This window comes from Pseudomonas sp. TNT2022 ID1044 (assembly GCF_028656895.1).
Lineage (GTDB): Bacteria > Pseudomonadota > Gammaproteobacteria > Pseudomonadales > Pseudomonadaceae > Aquipseudomonas > Aquipseudomonas reinekei.
On record NZ_JAMDHB010000028.1, the window covers coordinates 67,197 to 82,225 of the forward strand.

The window sequence follows — 15,029 nt, forward strand, 5'->3', positions numbered from 1 at the left end:
GGAGCTGGTTTGCCGGCGATAAATGTTGGATTCACCCGAAGAACCAGTAGCAAACTCCGATGGCGCCCAGTACGCCGGCCAGCTCGGCCAACAACGCACACCCCACCGCATGCCGCGCCCGCTGAATTCCGACCGCGCCAAAGTACACTGCCAGCACGTAGAACGTGGTTTCGGTACTGCCCTGCACCGTCGCCGCGACCAGTGCCGGGAAACTGTCCACGCCGGACGTGTTCATGGTTTCAATCAGCATCGCCCGGGCGGCGCTGCCAGAGAACGGCTTGACCATAGCCGTGGGCAGCGCGTCGACGAAACGCGTATCCCATCCAGCCCACTCCACCAGATGCCGGATGCCGTCCAGGCCAAAATCCAGCGCCCCGGACGCCCGCAATACGCCCACCGCACAGAGCATCGCCACCAGATACGGCAGCAGATTCTTCGCCACGTCGAAGCCTTCTTTGGCGCCTTCGACGAACGCCTCGTAGACCTTCACTTTGCGCATCGCACCGATGATCAAAAACAGCATGATCAGTCCGAATAGCGTCAAATTGCCGAGGATCGACGACAAACCGGCCAGCGCCGCAGCAGACATGGTCCCCAGCAACGCCATGAAACCACCCAGCAGCAGGGCGCCCGGAATCAGATAGGCCAGCACTACCGGGTCCCAGACGCGCAAGCGTTGCATGAACGCCACCGCGAGGAAGCCAACGATGGACGAGCAACTGGTGGCCAGCAGGATCGGCAGGAACACCAGCGTCGGGTCGGGCGCGCCTTGCTGGGCGCGGTACATGAAGATCGTCACCGGCAGCAGGGTCAGTGAGGAGGCGTTGAGTACCAGGAACAGGATCTGCGCGTTGCTGGCGATGGTGGCGCTGGGGTTGAGCTCCTGCAGGGCCTTCATGGCTTTCAGGCCGATAGGGGTGGCTGCGTTGTCCAGGCCCAGGCCGTTGGCGGCGAAGTTGAGGGTGATCAGGCCGATGGCGGGGTGGCCGGGCGGGACTTCCGGCATCAAGCGCAGGAACAGTGGGCCGAGGGCCTTGGCCAGCCACTCGACGATGCCGGCTTTCTCGGCGATTCGCAGAAAGCCCAGCCAGAGGGTGAGGGTGCCGAACAGCAATACCATCACTTCGACCGACAACTTGGCCATGGCGAAAATGCTTTCCACCATCGCCGCGAAAATCCCGGCGTTACCGCCGATCAGCCACTGCGCCAGCGCCGAAATCGCGGCCACGATGAAGAAGCCAAGCCACAGGCCATTAAGCATCAGTCAAATCCCCCAAAAGATGCGCGAATGATAGCGGGGTGGTCAGAAACGACAAACCCCGGATTTCTCCGGGGTTTGTCTAAACGCTACACATCTGTAGGCGCCGGTTTGCTGGCGATTGGTGCACCGCGGTGTATCTGTCACACCGCGTGATCGTTCATCGCCAGCAAGCCGGCTCCTGCAAAGGGTGTCAGTTGCTGGAAACTTCACCAACCGGCAGCTTCTCTTTGCTGCGCCAGTGCGGCAGGGAGTTCCAGTAGCGCTGGCCTTTGGCATCGTCGTACATGCCTTCCCAGCGCGAGATAACCAGCACGGCCAGGGCGTTGCCGATCACGTTCAGTGCGGTACGCGCCATGTCCATGATGCGGTCGACACCGGCGATGAAGGCCAGGCCTTCCAGCGGGATACCCACGCTGCCCAGGGTGGCCAGCAGCACCACGAAGGACACGCCCGGTACGCCGGCGATGCCTTTGGAGGTAACCATCAGGGTCAGGACCAGCAGCAGTTGCTGGCTGATCGACAGGTCGATGCCGTACAGCTGAGCGATGAAGATGGCCGCAATGCTTTGGTACAGGGTCGAACCGTCGAGGTTGAACGAGTAACCGGTTGGCACCACGAAGCTGCAGATGGCTTTTGGCGCGCCGTAGGCTTCCATTTTCTCGATCACGCGCGGCAGCACGGTTTCGGAGGAAGCAGTGGAGTAGGCCAGCACCAGCTCATCCTTGAAGATGCGCATCAGCTTGATCACCGAGAAGCCGAACAGGCGGGCGATCAGACCCAGTACCACGAAGGCGAAGAAGGCGATGGCGACGTAAACCAGGATCACCAGTTTGGCCAGCGGCAGCAGGGACGCGAAGCCGAAGTTGGCCACGGTTACCGCGATCAGTGCGAAAACGCCGATTGGGGCGTAGTTCATGATCATGTGGGTGACCTTGAACATGCTTTCCGACACGCCCTGGAACATCGTTACCAGTGGATCGCGCAGCTCGGGTTTGAGGCTCGACAGACCGAGACCGAACAACACCGAGAAGAAGATGATCGGCAGCATCTCACCGCGCGCCATGGCTGCGAAGATGTTGGACGGGATCAGGTTGAGGATGGTTTCGATGAACGCGTGTTCATGCTGCACCTCAGCCGCGGTTGCCTGGTACTTGGAAATGTCCACGGTACCCAGGGTGCTCATGTCGATGCCGGCACCCGGATGGAACAGGTTGGCCAGCAGCAGGCCGACAACGATGGCAATGGTGGTGACGACTTCGAAGTAGATGATGGTTTTGAGGCCGATACTGCCGAGCTTCTTCGCATCACCCACGCCAGCAATGCCGACGATCAGCGAGGAGATCACGATCGGGATCACAATCATCTTGATCAGACGGATAAAGATATCGCCTGCCGGTTGCAGGACGTTGCTGATCCACCAGGCTTTCTCGGCACTGAAATGGTTGAGCAGCGCACCAATTGCAATCCCCAATACCAGACCGATGAGGATCTGCCAGGCGAGGCTAAGCTTTGCCTTCTTCATATCTTTACCCTTACTTCAGTTTGACTCGGGCAGGTGCGAGAACCGGTTCGCTTGTGGCGAAAAAGTCGATGCATCTGCCCCCGTATAAGGAGCCCCGGAGCGCTTGTTAGTGGCTCTCTGGCAGGCGAAAAAAGGCGCAACTATTCCGATGCAAGGAAGCGACGTCTAATGCCGTAAACGACTACCCTATGCCGAATCGGCATGAGGTCTTTTAGCTGTTAGCGACGTCGCAATCGGTTCGAATGTGACATTTCGGCAGGCATAAGTGCCGTGAACCGGCCATCACAGAGCGGAATGTGTGTTTTTTGATCAGCTGATCTAGAGGCGGATTTCAGGAAAATCCTACAAGGCAGGAAACAGATTTACGGCGAGGCGCTGACAATATTTCTCGATATACGGTCGGGGAAAATCAACAGGAACCGTTTTTTCAAAAAGCAGGCAGGGGCTTTTCGAGTCTGCGAAAAAACGGGCAGAGATCGTTTTGATTCATTTCCTGGGGTAAATAAGCTCTTCGCAAGTCCGTCGAGCCATCAGTGACCGGCGAACTTGCGTCGCAGCTTTTCCTGACCCGGCCCTTGCGCAGGTACTCCCTGTACCCGTAGGTCACTCCGCCCCTGAAACAGGCAGAACGTCCCGACCCCTTGGTCATGCGCCAACCTTCCTCAGGTGGCACAGATGGAAAGAAGCGAGGCTTCTTTCTACAGTCTGAAACTCAATACCAGTTCGGATCTTTCTTGAGTTGTTCCATCAACAAGTCCTGCATGCCCTGGTCCGGTTTCCCGAGGAAACGGTAATTGGCATGTCGGGTTGGCGACTTGTCAGCAGGCAACCCCGAAGGCACCTCCACCAGCATGGCGTAAGCATCGTTCTTGTCGAAGCTGACAGCGACAATCAAGCGTTTGTCAGCGCAGGTCGCCTGTGATTCACACAGCGGTCCTACCAGATACTTGTCACCATCCTCTTCAACGGCATTCATTTGTTCGGCATCGCCGGACAGGTTCATTACCCATTCCGGCAGGCGTTCCTCTTTCTTGACGACGCCTTGCCAGGTGTCCCGATACTGCGGGTCGGCGTTCAGCAGCTCGTTGACCCGTGCCTGCCCATCATTGGCAGCAATTGCCATGGCACTACCGCCCAGTAGCAGGGCGGCTGCCAGTGTCTTTAACGAAAGACTCATATTCAGCCTCGGCCGCGACGGCCAAAGAAGAAGGAAGCAATGAACATCACCAGGAACACGACAAAGAGAATCTTGGCGATACCCGTGGCGGTGCCCGCGATACCACCGAAGCCCAATACGGCGGCGACAATGGCAATGATCAGGAACGTGATTGCCCAGCTCAACATGGTGATTCTCCTTACTTTTCTATTTAAAGGTGCTTGTCCCGGCGCATCGGACGCGCCAAGTTTGTGTAATCAGAAAACCCAGCGCTCCTGACGTGGCATCTCATTCACAGGCTGGGCCTGGTCGACGTCCATCATTCGCATGGCGCTGCTGTCAGTCATACCGCGGGTGGCGGCGCTGAAATGGGTCTGGGTAGGGGGCTGAAACGACACGCGTGGCGCCGATTCCTGCTGGCTTAACTCCCAGCTCAGGAATTGCTGGCCGGCGACCAGAGTGACCAGCAGCGCAAAAACGCAAAACAAGCCTTGCTGGATATGCAGTGGCGAGACACGTAATTGGGCGGCACGTTGACGATTCATCCTGAGGCTCCTCCCACGCGGGGTATCGGGTTGAGGGCGGTTGTTGTTGCCCTGCGTTACTCAGGTTATTGCAGCCGTCATGCCAGCTTTTTTGTTGATAAAAAATCTTTATAAATCAATTAGTTATGCAATCAGAAAAGACGCGCTCGCCGGCATCCTGCACGATGGTCCTTTGCGCGCCCGTGCGAAATGCACGATTGATCGCAAGTCATCGCAATATTTTTGAATTGAGAGAAGGGCGTTACTGTCAGAAAAGTACGCAGCTCATGGCGGCAGCAGATAGCTACCCTGGGATGGCAGTAATAGATCAGAATAAACCATGCAACTTGCCCGATTTTTCCGGGACTAACCAAGATCATTCATTAAGGAGCGTAGGAAAATGGAATCAGCCACTGAGCATCAAGGCCGTATTCTGCTGGTGGATGATGAGTCCGCCATCCTGCGTACCTTTAGATACTGCCTGGAAGACGAAGGCTACAGCGTCGCAACCGCCAACAGCGCCGCCCAGGCCGATGCACTGTTGCAACGTCAGGTGTTCGACCTGTGCTTCCTCGATTTGCGTCTGGGCGAAGACAACGGCCTCGATGTACTGGCGCAGATGCGCATTCAAGCGCCCTGGATGCGGGTAGTGATCGTCACCGCTCACTCGGCGGTGGATACCGCGGTGGATGCGATTCAGGCCGGCGCTGCCGATTATCTGGTCAAACCGTGCAGCCCCGACCAATTGCGTCTGGCCACGGCCAAGCAGCTGGAAGTGCGGCAGTTGTCGGCACGTCTGGAAGCGCTCGAAGGCGAGATTCGCAAACCCAAAGACGGGCTGGATTCCCATAGCCCGGCCATGAAAGTGGTACTGGAAACCGCGCGCCAAGTGGCCGGCACCGATGCCAATATCCTGATTCTCGGCGAATCCGGTACCGGTAAGGGTGAGTTGTCCCAAGCCATTCACGGCTGGAGCAAACGCGCCAAGAAGTCCTGCATTACCATCAACTGCCCGTCGCTGACGGCTGAATTGATGGAAAGCGAGCTGTTCGGTCACAGTCGTGGAGCCTTTACCGGCGCCAGCGAGAGTACGCTCGGTCGAGTCAATCAGGCCGATGGCGGCACACTCTTTCTCGACGAGATCGGCGACTTTCCCCTGGTTTTGCAGCCAAAATTGCTGCGATTTATCCAAGACAAAGAATACGAGCGTGTCGGGGATCCGGTCACCCGCCGCGCCGATGTACGCATCCTCGCCGCCACCAACCAGAACCTGGAAGACATGGTCCGCGATGGCCGTTTTCGCGAAGACCTGCTCTATCGGCTGAACGTCATCACCCTGCACCTGCCGCCGCTGCGCGAGCGCCGGGAAGACATCCTCAACCTGGCCGATCGCTTTCTCGCCCGTTTCGTTAAAGAGTACGCGCGCCCGGCCCGGGGTTTCAGTGATGAGGCCCGAGAGGCCATGCTCGGTTACCGTTGGCCGGGCAACATCCGCGAACTGCGCAACGTGGTGGAGCGGGCGAGCATTATCTGCCCGCAGGAGCGCGTCGAGATCACTCACCTGGGGATGGCCGAAACGCCAGTCAACAATGCCCCGCGCATTGGCGCAGCGCTGAGTCTGGACGAACTGGAAAAAGCCCACATCGGTGCGGTTCTCGCCACCGCCGGTACTCTGGATCAAGCTGCGAAGACGTTAGGCATCGACGCATCGACCCTGTATCGCAAACGCAAGCAGTACAACTTGTGAGCGGCCTCCGATGAAACTGGCGATGAAGTTGCGGACCCGCCTGTTTTTAAGCATTTCCGCGCTGATCACCGTAGCCTTGCTCGGGCTTATGCTGGGGCTGGTCAGCGTAATGCAGATGGCCGGAAACCAGGAAGCACTGGTGCGCAACAACTTGGTCACCCTGGATCTGGGCATCAAACTGCGCCAGACGCTGGGCGATCAGTTAGTCATCATGCTTAGCGAGCGCCCCGATTCCCAAGCCTTCGAAGCCTCCAAGCAGCGTTATTTCGAGTTGCTGGACCAAGGGATCGCCCGGGAACCAGAGGGCCTTGGCAACGAATACGGATTCAAAAAAGCCAAGGCGGATTACCTGAGCTTTGTCCGCGCCTATGAAGTGTCGCCTGATACTACTCATGTGCTGTACGGCAACGATGAGCTCACTGAGCGATTCAATGCGCTGCGCAATGGCTTGATCAACGAGCATAAGCGCGCCCTGGATAACATCGGTACGACCGAGCGCAAGGCGCGTGAGCGGGCGCTGCTGGTTGCTGGCCTGCTCGGGTTGGTCGGCCTGGCGGTATTAATCATCGGCTTCATTACCGCTCACGCCATCGCCCGGCGTTTCGGCGAGCCGATCGAGGCGCTGGCAAAAGCGGCGGACAACATCGGGCAGGGAAATTTCGACGTCATGCTGCCGGTGTCTTCGGCTGTCGAGCTCAATCAGCTCACCCGGCGCTTCGGCATCATGGCCGAGGCGCTGCGCGAGCATCAGGCAACCAATATCGATGAGCTGCTCGCCGGTCAGCAACGCTTGCAAGCGGTGCTCGATAGCATCGACGACGGCTTGCTGATGATCGACCGTCAGGGTCATCTGGAACACCTCAATCCGGTCGCACAGCGTCAACTGGGCTGGGACAGTGATCGACTCGGCCAAGGCCTGGGCGCGGCGCTGGAGCGTCCCGAGCTGGACGAGCAGCTGCAACTGGTGCTGCGCGGTGGCACGCTGGAGCGGGCGCCGGAAGATTTGAGCATTGAGGTCGATGGCGAGACGCGGTTATTGACCTATAGCCTGACGCCAGTGAGCCACACACAGGGCCATATCCTCGGCGCGGTAATGGTGCTGCATGACGTTACGGAGCAGCGTGCATTCGAACGCGTGCGCAGCGAGTTTGTGTTACGCGCTTCCCATGAGCTGCGCACGCCGGTCACCGGCATGCACATGGCATTCGGGCTGTTCCGCGAGCGCGCGCACTTCCCGCAGGACTCCCGTGAAGCCGACCTGCTGGACACGGTGAACGAAGAAATGCAGCGCTTGATGCAGTTGATCAACGACCTGCTGAACTTCTCGCGTTACCAGAACGGCCTGCAAAAACTGACGTTGGCGCCATGCTCCATCGAGGATCTGCTGGAGCAGGCGCAGCTACGCTTCGCCAGTGCAGCTGCCGAGAAGGACATCGAGCTGTTGATTGAGGTGCAGGCGCCACTGCCGCGCTTGCAGGCCGACCAACCGCAATTGGAGCGGGTGCTCGATAACCTGATCGACAACGCGCTGCGTCATACCGCTGTCGGCGGCTTGATCCGTTTGCAGGCCAGACGCCATGGCGACCGGGTGATCATCAGCGTCGAAGACAACGGTGAAGGCATTGCCTACGGGCAACAGGGACGGATCTTCGAACCTTTTGTTCAGGTGGGCCGCAAGAAAGGCGGCGCCGGGCTCGGTCTGGCGTTGTGCAAGGAAATTGTGCAGTTGCACGGTGGCCGGATGGGCGTTTACTCACGGCCGGGGCAGGGCACCCAGTTCTACATGGCGCTGTCGGTTTAGGCTTTACGCTTCGTCATCCAGACGCCGACTGGCCAAGCGGCGACCACGGGTAATCAGCTCGATGAACTGCACGGCGCTCAGGGCATGGGCGAACAACCAGCCTTGTCCGAACTTCACGCCTTCACTCCTCAGGAGCGCGGCCTGTGATTCATGTTCGATGCCTTCGGCAATCACCTTCAGGTGCAGAGATTGCGCCATATGAATGATGTGGGGGGCCACGCCACTGCTGGCGGCGTCGTGGCCCAGCGCGTCGATGAAGGCCTTGTCGATTTTCAGGCAGTCCACCGGCAGGGTTTGCAGGTAGGCAAGGCTGCAATAGCCTGTGCCGAAGTCATCGATCAGCACTTGATGCCCGACATCGCGCAAGGCTTGCAGGTTTTCCCGGGCCACCACCACATCAATCAAGCCCCGTTCCGTCACCTCGAAGGCAATCTGTTTGGCGGCGACCCGGTGCAACGTCAGTAAGCGCGCCATCACTTGGCCGATGCGCGGGACCATCACATCGCACGCCGCCAGGTTGACCGAAATGTACAACTGCGGATTGGACCGCAGCAGTTGCCCGAGCTGTTCCAGCAGGCGTTGCAAGACAAAGTCAGTCATCTGGCGGATCTGCCCGGTGTTCTCCGCCATTGGAATGAACAGGTCGGGGCTGGTCAGGGTGCCATCGGGTCGTCGCCAGCGTAGCAACGCTTCGGCGCCGACGCAGTTGCGGCTGTCGAGATCAAAGATCGGTTGATACAGCACCTGCAATTCGCCCCGGCGGATGGCGCCGGTCAATTCGGCGTCCAGGGACTGCCGTTGGCGCACCAACAGGAACACCAGGAAACCGACGCAGGCTGCCAGCAGCAGGCAAGCCGGAATCAACCACCACCACACCGGCGGAATATGCGTACCGCTGCGCGGACTGATCAGCACCAGTTGGTATTCCGGATTATCGGTGGGCATGCGGTAAATCAGGCGGGTATGCGTGACCTGCAAGGCGTCGCGCTTTTTGGGTGGCCAGGCTTCAGAGGGTGGCCACGCCTGTGAAACACCCAGTACCGGGATCGCCCGCGTGCCGTGGTCGAGGATCACCAACAGGCTGCTGCCCGGTGACAGGTCGACCATGTCGGTCAAGTGTCCGCGAGACGTCGCGACACGGAAATTGCCGCGCCCGAGCATCAGCGCGGCACGGTTCTCATCGGGTTCGGTGGTGGTGTTCAACCAGTAGCTGTAGGTCGGCCCTTTGATGTCCGGTGCCCGGGCCAGCGACAAGCCTACCTGTCGTGGGCGATTGGAACAGATTCGCAAGTCGTCCATATAGGCCGCTTCATATACGAATCGATAGTTGAAGCTGACCTGCTGCAACGTGGCGATCATTTCGTCATCGCAGCTTCGCAGCGGTTGAGCCTCCAGGTCGTCGAGGCTCTCGCGCAATTGCCCGAACAACTGCTCAAGGCGAGCGAGAAACCGTTCGCCCTGGGCATTCATTTGCTGGCTCTCTTGTTGTTCGAGCTGGTGGATGGCGACGAAATAACTGCCGGCCATCATCATCGTCGCGCTCAGGACAGCAGCCAGCATCGCCAAAAACCAGGGGCGAAAGAACCAACTACGGAATGTCTCGCGAGCAGCAGGCATTGTGGAATATCCGACGAATTACCAATGAGTTATAGCTGCTGATGGAAAAAACGCGCTGACCGTCGGGCGGGCGTCATTATTTTGTCTGGTTCAACACCTGTAGCAGTGCTGCCGTTTGGGCGTCCGGCGTACCATCGAAGCGGGTAGGGCGGAAATGCATTTGGAAGGCGGCAAGGACATGCCGTGTGGCGACGTCCAGTTCGCCAGTCTGGGGTGTTTCATAGCCCATGCGTGCCAACTGCGCCTGATACCAGGAAATGCTCGGCAGCTGCGTATCGAATTGCGCTTGCTGCCGGGCGACAGCCTGCTCGTTCGGCCAAATGCCAATGCCTTCGCCAGCCAGGCGTTTCCAGGGGAACAGCGGACCTGGATCGAGTTTGCGCAGTGGTGCGATATCGCTATGACCGATGATGCCGCGCGGGCTGATGTTGTAACGCTGGCTAATGTCCTTGAGCAGGACGATCAATGACTGGATCTGCGCTTCGGTGTAGGGATACCACAGGCGTCCTGTCGGGGTGTCCTTGAAGCCTGGGTTGACGATTTCGATACCCAGCGAGCTTGAGTTCAACCAGGTACGGCCTTGCCACTGACTCTCACCGGCATGCCAGGCGCGCAGGTTTTCATCCATCAGCTTATAAATGGTCGCGTTCTTGTCGTCGCCGATCAGGTAGTGGCTGCTGACTTCGCCGTGGGTCAACAGTTGCAGCGAGCGCTCCATTGAGGCGGAGGTGTAGTGAACCACCACAAACTGGATGCGGCTGTCGTGGTTGGCCGATGGGTGACGGGTGTCGTAGCGGGGGCCGCTGGCACAGCCGGCCAGGACAATGAGTGACACGATGAGGGCAAAATATTTCATGGCGAAAGGCAATACACGCAAGACAGTAATGCAACAGTGTAACGTACTGCCTTGCATGCCGCGGGCAATCGCGATCATTTAAACAAAATGGAACAAATTGCCGCTTAACCCAGCTCTACCCGGTTACGTCCGGCATTTTTTGCCCGATACAGCGCCTGATCGGCTCTTTTGAGCACCAGATCGCTGTGTTCGCCGGGCTTGAATGCGGTAATCCCTATGGAAATCGTGATCGTTACTCGCTCGCCCTTGAAGTGGAACGGGCAGGCTTCGATGGAAGCCCGCAGGTGTTCCAGCAGTTTCAGGGCGGCCGCCGGCACTGTGGACGGCAATAACAGAACAAACTCCTCTCCGCCGAACCGGGCGATGAAGTCTGTCCCGCGCAGACGCTTGCGCAGCACCGTGGCGATGATCTTCAGCACTTTGTCACCCGCCAGGTGCCCGTAGTTATCGTTAATGCGTTTGAAATGATCGAGGTCGAGCATCGCCAGCATCAAGGTATTGCCGTGTTGCTGCCACTGGCCGATTTCGTGTTCCAGCTGTTCGGCCCAGGCGGCGCGGTTGGGCAGGCCGGTGAGCGGGTCGATCAAGGCTTTCTGACGTTGTTCTTCGAGGTGCTCGCGCAAACCCGAGGCTTCCCGCTCCATATGCGCCACCCGTTCGGCCAGGTTTTGCAGGCGGGCGGCCACTTCCTGCTCGCGCTCGTCGCGTTGCTTGCGGTGCTCGTCCATGGTGCCGAGCAAGCCTTCCAGATGGTTTTCCAGAACGTGCTTGAGATCCTCAAGGTCCGCTGCTTCGTGCATGCTGGTTTGCAGGCCGTCGACCTGTTCGCGTATTTGCGAATCCAGCGCATGCGCTGCCGAGCGGCTGTCGGCATGATCGGCGCTGGCAGCTTGCAGGTTGCTCTGGAACGACTCGAGGCGTTCATTGAGTCGTAGCAAATAGGCTTCGAATTCGTGCTGGCCGCTGTCCGAGATCGCCAGCATCAATGTCGCAAAGTCGTCGAGGATCGGCAGTAATTCGTACCAGTTCAAGCCGTTTTTCAGACGATCTCGCATCGATTCCGCTTGAGGGCGGTGGCGTTCGGGTAGCGTGAGATCGTCAAGCAGGCCGAGCAGGGTTTCTTCAATGTGCCTGGCTACCGAGCTGTAGGACGGTTCGGGGGAATCCGGTAGCGCGTAAAACATGTCGTGCCCGAGGTGCTCGGGATCATCGGATGTCGCGACGTCAGAAAGTGGCGAAGGTGCCTCGGGTAGCGGAGCAGGGGTCAGCTCGTCCGGATTGATGTCCGGTTCAGTCTGGCTCGCGGGCTCGACGATAACGGGCGGAGGCTCTTCAGGCTGTTGAGCGTCCACTGCACGATCGGCCTCGGGTGCCTCGTGCGATTCAGTGATGGGTGCAACTAACGGTGCGACGGCGACGGGTTCCACGGGAACTGTCGACGTCGGGAGTGGCTGTGGATCAATGACCGTTGGCGATTCCACAGGCATGGGTTCGGCCACGGACGGAAAGTCACCGGTGTTTGCCGGGGGCACCGCAACCTTCGGCGTCGCCACTAATTCAGCAGGGGGCGCGTTGGCGGCTTGGTCGGCCGGGGGGGTGACGCGTGGTTCCTCCGCGTCGCGATGCCCGAATAATCGCTGCAGCAAGCCTGGCCGATCCGGTTCTGTGGGGTTGTCCAGTTGACTCAGGGCTTTACCCTGCAGGCCACTCAGTTCGCTGAGCAGCAATGGAATCTCGCGGGCCTGGCTGGCGCGGCTGTCCAGTTGCTTGGCGAAGTTCTTGAGGGGCCGGCTTACTTCACGAGGTAGCGGCAGCGTTTGCAGCTGAGTGACGAGTGCGTTCAACGCGGCGCTGGTCTGGTTGACCCGAGTTTCCCGACGTTGCTCGGAGTCGAGCACGGCTTTTTCCAGGCGTGGGAGGAGGGCGGCGAGGCCGGCGTCCATGTCGTCGGTGCGCACGACTTCGCGCATTTCCTTCATGCATTGGTCAACGGCGCGATCGGTGCCCTCTGCTGCCAGGGTGCTGCGCACAAGTCCGCGACGCAACAAGTCGAGCCGGGCATCCCAACGGCGTTCGAGTTTTTCCTGGTGTTCGATGCTTTGGAGGTATTTCTCTTTCCAGCGCTGTGCTTCGTCGCTCATTCAGGGGTTCCGCGATGGGCAGGACTCAACGCGGGCAATGCATCGGCCGTGAGCGAACCCGGCAGACGAATCTCTACCGCGACCGGCAGGTGATCGGAAATGGGTTGGGCCAGCACCTCGACCTTTTCCAGGGTCAGGCTCGGGCTCAGTAGAATGTGGTCCAGGCAGCGTTGCGGACGCCAGCTGGGGAATGTCGCTTCCAGTTGCGGGGCGAGCAGGCCAAGGTCGCGCAACGGAGAGTTTTGCAGCAGATCGCTGGCGTGGGTATTCATATCGCCCATCAGGATCTGGTGTTTATAGCCACCGATGACTTCGCGGATATAGGCCAATTGCAGGCTGCGCGCGCGTGCGCCCAGCGCCAGGTGCATCATCACCACCACCAGCGCTTCCGGGCCCTCGCCGAAACGCACCAGGATCGCCCCGCGACCTTTCGGCCCGGGCAGCGGATGATCTTCGATCGCCCACGGACGCAGGCGACTGAGCACGCCATTGCTGTGCTGGCCGAGGCGTCCGAGATTACGATTGAGTTGTTGATACCAGTAGGGAAAGGCGCCGAGCTGGGCCAGGTGTTCGACTTGATTGACGTAGCCTGAACGCAAGCTGCCGCCATCGGCTTCCTGCAAGGCGACCAGATCGAAATCACCCAGCAGATTGCCGATTTTTTGCAGGTTGTCGGCGCGCCCGGTATGGGGCAGCAAATGCTGCCAGCCACGGGTCAGGTAATGCCGGTAGCGCTCGGTACTGATACCGACCTGAATATTGAAGCTGAGCAAGCGCAGACGGCTGTCTGCGGGCAAGCCCGTCGATTCCAGATGATGTTCGTTGACCCGCGGATCATGCAGGCCAACGACGCGTTCAGTACCCCAGCGGCGCATGGCAGGTGCTGCCCTTAGTTGGCGGCAGCCTTGTTAGCCGCTCGCTCTTGGTCGACCAGTTTATCGGCCAGTTGCAAGGCTTGCTCGGCGCCGCCGGCAGAACCCACGTCAAAGCGATACTTACCGTTGACGATCATGGTTGGCACACCAGAGATTTCATATTTCTTTGCAAGCTCTTTGGCTTTGTTGATCTGGCCCTTGATGGCGAAGGAGTCAAAGGTAGCCAGGAACTTGTCCTTGTCGACGCCCTGGGTGGCCAGGAAGTCCGCCATGTCGTTCTTGTCGGTCAGCTTCTTGTGTTCTTTCTGAATGGCTTCAAACACCGCAGCGTGCACCTTGTGCTCGACGCCCATGGCTTCGAGGGTCAGGAACATCTGGCCGTGTGCGTCCCAAGGACCGCCGAACATGGCAGGGATGCGAACGAAGTTCACGTCCGAAGGCAGCTTCTCGACCCAAGGATTAATCACCGGCTCGAACGCGTAGCAGTGTGGGCAGCCGTACCAGAACAGCTCCACCACTTCGATCTTGCCAGGCACGGCTACCGGAACCGGATTGCTCAGTTCGACGTAAGGGGCGGCTGGGGCTTCGGCGGCCTGGGCAGACATGCCGAACAGGCTGGCAGCGACAAGTGCGGCGCTGATGATCAGATTACGCATGCTTTACTCCTGGACAAATTTTATCGCCTCGCGCGACCTGTCTTCAGACAGATTCTGGCGGGCCTGAGTTCTGTAGTGTAACGGCAGCGGCCACAAAAAAGGGCGGCCAAAGCCACCCTTTTTATACTTGCTGCGACGGATTAATCGAGCGTTAACGTTGCAAGAGATGTATGCCTTGCACAACGCTCGATTCGCCGGTCTTAGTGCAGGCCCTGAATGTAGCTGGAGACTGCGGCGATGTCTTCGTCGCTCAGGCGCTTGGCGATGGTCCGCATGGTCATCGCATCGCCATCATTGGTGCGGCCACCTTCTTCCTTGCGGAAATCGGTCAGTTGCTTGGCGATGTATTGAGCGTGCTGGCCACCCAGGTGCGGGAAGCCGGCTGCCGCGTTGCCTGCGCCGTTTGGCGAATGGCAGCCGGTGCAGGATGGCAGGCCCTTGGCCAGGTCGCCGCCGCGGAACAGGGCTTCACCGCGAGCCACGACTTTCGGGTCGGCGGCGCCGACGCTGCCTTTCTGGCTGGCGAAGTAGGCGGCGATGTCTGCCATGTCCTGATCACTCAGGTTGGTCAGCAGGCCGGTCATTTCCAGAACGGTGCGCTTGCCCGACTTGATGTCGTGCAACTGCTTGGTCAGGTAGCGTTCACCCTGCCCGGCCAGCTTTGGAAAGTTTGGCGCCATGCTGTTGCCATCCGGACCATGGCAGGCGCCGCAGACGGCGGCCTTTGCCTGGCCTGCGGCGGCGTCACCAGGTTTTACCGGCTCACCTGCGGCATAGGCAACGCCGGAGATCCCCACGGTCAACAGCAGACTCACGATCAATTTGTTCATCAGCTAATCCAACTACGGCTAAGGGTTAAAGAGTTATGGACCG

The 15,029-nt window shown here is 59.2% G+C and carries 13 protein-coding genes; 2 read left to right on the top strand and 11 right to left on the bottom strand.

What is annotated here, in order from left to right:
* Positions 1–31: 31 nt before the first annotated feature.
* The 5 genes from M5G20_RS27700 to M5G20_RS27720 all read right to left on the bottom strand — a co-directional run bounded on the left by M5G20_RS27700 (position 32) and on the right by M5G20_RS27720 (position 4,484).
* Positions 32–1,261: a nucleoside recognition domain-containing protein gene (locus M5G20_RS27700; RefSeq protein WP_273921810.1), complete on the bottom strand. Its 1,230-nt coding sequence runs from the start codon at positions 1,259–1,261 to the stop codon at positions 32–34.
* A 190-nt stretch (positions 1,262–1,451) separates the two neighbouring features.
* Positions 1,452–2,783: a glutamate/aspartate:proton symporter GltP gene (gltP, locus tag M5G20_RS27705; RefSeq protein ID WP_075946908.1), complete on the bottom strand. Its 1,332-nt coding sequence runs from the start codon at positions 2,781–2,783 to the stop codon at positions 1,452–1,454.
* A gap of 712 nt (positions 2,784–3,495) precedes the next feature.
* Entirely contained in the window at positions 3,496–3,960 is a 465-nt protein-coding gene (locus tag M5G20_RS27710) for an inhibitor of vertebrate lysozyme family protein (RefSeq protein ID WP_273921811.1), read from the bottom strand.
* 2 nt (positions 3,961–3,962) lie between these two features.
* Positions 3,963–4,127 (bottom strand): DUF1328 domain-containing protein, encoded by a 165-nt coding sequence (locus tag M5G20_RS27715; RefSeq protein ID WP_003170804.1) that lies wholly within the window; start codon positions 4,125–4,127, stop codon positions 3,963–3,965.
* A 69-nt stretch (positions 4,128–4,196) separates the two neighbouring features.
* Positions 4,197–4,484 carry a hypothetical protein gene (locus M5G20_RS27720; RefSeq protein WP_273921812.1) on the bottom strand — a complete coding sequence of 96 codons (288 nt, stop codon included), beginning with the start codon at positions 4,482–4,484 and terminating at the stop codon, positions 4,197–4,199.
* A gap of 379 nt (positions 4,485–4,863) precedes the next feature.
* On the opposite strand from M5G20_RS27720, the gene algB reads away from it, so the two are divergent.
* Both algB and M5G20_RS27730 read left to right on the top strand, forming a co-directional pair.
* Entirely contained in the window at positions 4,864–6,210 is a 1,347-nt protein-coding gene (gene algB, locus M5G20_RS27725) for a sigma-54-dependent response regulator transcription factor AlgB (RefSeq protein WP_273921813.1), read from the top strand.
* 10 nt (positions 6,211–6,220) lie between these two features.
* Positions 6,221–8,011: an ATP-binding protein gene (locus tag M5G20_RS27730; protein WP_273921814.1), complete on the top strand. Its 1,791-nt coding sequence runs from the start codon at positions 6,221–6,223 to the stop codon at positions 8,009–8,011.
* Between the two features lie 3 nt (positions 8,012–8,014).
* Here M5G20_RS27730 and M5G20_RS27735 read toward each other — a convergent pair whose 3' ends face one another.
* From M5G20_RS27735 to M5G20_RS27760, 6 genes are all read right to left on the bottom strand, one after another.
* Positions 8,015–9,628, bottom strand: coding sequence for an EAL domain-containing protein (locus M5G20_RS27735; RefSeq protein ID WP_273921815.1), 1,614 nt, complete (start codon positions 9,626–9,628; stop codon positions 8,015–8,017).
* Positions 9,629–9,704: 76 nt separating this feature from the next.
* Positions 9,705–10,484, bottom strand: a complete 780-nt coding sequence (locus tag M5G20_RS27740) for an N-acetylmuramoyl-L-alanine amidase (RefSeq protein WP_273921816.1) — start codon at positions 10,482–10,484, stop codon at positions 9,705–9,707.
* Positions 10,485–10,588: 104 nt separating this feature from the next.
* Positions 10,589–12,625 carry a diguanylate cyclase gene (locus M5G20_RS27745; protein ID WP_273921817.1) on the bottom strand — a complete coding sequence of 679 codons (2,037 nt, stop codon included), beginning with the start codon at positions 12,623–12,625 and terminating at the stop codon, positions 10,589–10,591.
* Entirely contained in the window at positions 12,622–13,500 is an 879-nt protein-coding gene (locus M5G20_RS27750; protein WP_075946899.1) for an endonuclease/exonuclease/phosphatase family protein, read from the bottom strand. Before M5G20_RS27750 ends, M5G20_RS27745 begins: the two co-directional genes overlap by 4 nt.
* A 14-nt stretch (positions 13,501–13,514) precedes the next feature.
* Positions 13,515–14,156 (bottom strand): thiol:disulfide interchange protein DsbA/DsbL, encoded by a 642-nt coding sequence (locus tag M5G20_RS27755; RefSeq protein WP_150733981.1) that lies wholly within the window; start codon positions 14,154–14,156, stop codon positions 13,515–13,517.
* 200 nt (positions 14,157–14,356) lie between these two features.
* Positions 14,357–14,986 (bottom strand): c-type cytochrome, encoded by a 630-nt coding sequence (locus M5G20_RS27760; RefSeq protein ID WP_273921818.1) that lies wholly within the window; start codon positions 14,984–14,986, stop codon positions 14,357–14,359.
* Between the last annotated feature and the right edge of the window lie 43 nt (positions 14,987–15,029).

Excerpts from the sequence above, each read along its gene's own strand:
- M5G20_RS27700 (WP_273921810.1), bottom strand. The coding sequence starts at position 1,261 with ATGCTTAATGGCCTGTGGCTTGGCTTCTTCATCGTGGCCGCGATTTCG.
- gltP (WP_075946908.1), bottom strand. The coding sequence starts at position 2,783 with ATGAAGAAGGCAAAGCTTAGCCTCGCCTGGCAGATCCTCATCGGTCTG.
- M5G20_RS27710 (WP_273921811.1), bottom strand. The coding sequence starts at position 3,960 with ATGAGTCTTTCGTTAAAGACACTGGCAGCCGCCCTGCTACTGGGCGGT.
- M5G20_RS27715 (WP_003170804.1), bottom strand. The coding sequence starts at position 4,127 with ATGTTGAGCTGGGCAATCACGTTCCTGATCATTGCCATTGTCGCCGCC.
- M5G20_RS27720 (WP_273921812.1), bottom strand. The coding sequence starts at position 4,484 with ATGAATCGTCAACGTGCCGCCCAATTACGTGTCTCGCCACTGCATATC.
- algB (WP_273921813.1), top strand. The coding sequence starts at position 4,864 with ATGGAATCAGCCACTGAGCATCAAGGCCGTATTCTGCTGGTGGATGAT.
- M5G20_RS27730 (WP_273921814.1), top strand. The coding sequence starts at position 6,221 with ATGAAACTGGCGATGAAGTTGCGGACCCGCCTGTTTTTAAGCATTTCC.
- M5G20_RS27735 (WP_273921815.1), bottom strand. The coding sequence starts at position 9,628 with ATGCCTGCTGCTCGCGAGACATTCCGTAGTTGGTTCTTTCGCCCCTGG.
- M5G20_RS27740 (WP_273921816.1), bottom strand. The coding sequence starts at position 10,484 with ATGAAATATTTTGCCCTCATCGTGTCACTCATTGTCCTGGCCGGCTGT.
- M5G20_RS27745 (WP_273921817.1), bottom strand. The coding sequence starts at position 12,625 with ATGAGCGACGAAGCACAGCGCTGGAAAGAGAAATACCTCCAAAGCATC.
- M5G20_RS27750 (WP_075946899.1), bottom strand. The coding sequence starts at position 13,500 with ATGCGCCGCTGGGGTACTGAACGCGTCGTTGGCCTGCATGATCCGCGG.
- M5G20_RS27755 (WP_150733981.1), bottom strand. The coding sequence starts at position 14,156 with ATGCGTAATCTGATCATCAGCGCCGCACTTGTCGCTGCCAGCCTGTTC.
- M5G20_RS27760 (WP_273921818.1), bottom strand. The coding sequence starts at position 14,986 with ATGAACAAATTGATCGTGAGTCTGCTGTTGACCGTGGGGATCTCCGGC.